The sequence below is a fragment of the Ginsengibacter hankyongi genome (genome assembly GCF_008710285.1).
Classification (GTDB): domain Bacteria; phylum Bacteroidota; class Bacteroidia; order Chitinophagales; family Chitinophagaceae; genus Ginsengibacter; species Ginsengibacter hankyongi.
This window is the reverse complement of record NZ_VYQF01000025.1, coordinates 1-860: the sequence shown is the minus strand read 5'-3', so window position 1 is coordinate 860 and position 860 is coordinate 1. Positions and strand designations below refer to the sequence as shown.

Below are 860 nucleotides of genomic sequence, written 5' to 3'. Positions count from 1 at the left end.
GTGGCAGCGACCGTCAATGCAGTAGCTGAACCGTTCTGGCAATAGGTTGCTCCCGTTGGTTGCGTGCCTATTGTCGTAGGCGTATTCAACGTTAAAGTTGCCGGATTAGAAATGGCCTGGGAACATTGGCCTGCAGGCCCGCTGATCACCACATCATAACTGCCAGCATCTGTGCCGGTCGCGCCCGTTATGGTCAGAGACGTTGTAGTACTTCCGGAGATGTTGCCTCCGTCTGAAAGCGGAATATTATTTTTCCTCCATTGGTATTCTGTAATCGTACCAGAGGCAGAGACTGTGAAGGTTGCATCACCACCCTGGCAAAGCGAAACGGCAGATGGTTGACTATTGAAAGTAATAGTTTGATTCACGATTAACTTGGCATCATCCGAAGTAACAGTTGCACATCCGCCTGCGCCAATAACATCTACAGTATACGTTCCCGCATCAGCGGCTTTTGCCTGACTTATAGAATAAGTTGACGAGGTAGCACCAGAAATGGGATTGCCGTTCAATTTCCACTGGTAGGTTGGAGTAGTACCCGTTGCAGCAACCGAAAAGCTCACAGGAAAGGTTAAGCAAACCGCTTGCGAAGGATTTGGCTGAGTACTTATATTTATAGGCTCGTTTACTTTTATAGAATAAGTTGCAGTGGCGATCTCAATAGAGCAGGTCGCCGTTCCTGTAACGGTCATGGTTAAAGTAACCGTTTTACCTGCATCACCACCCGCTGCCGAATATGTAGGAGTAAGTGTTGTTGCATTGGAAATAGTTCCCCCTCCATTGGATGTTGTCCACAAAATTGTTCCATTGGTAGCTGTAGCTCCGCTCACAGTAGCTGTTCCATTTGAACAAATAGTGGT

General features: G+C 47.4%; 1 protein-coding gene. It reads right to left on the bottom strand.

The features are described from left to right. Positions 1–860 (bottom strand): immunoglobulin domain-containing protein (locus FW778_RS22915; protein WP_317132396.1); only part of this gene is annotated, 860 nt, incomplete at both ends.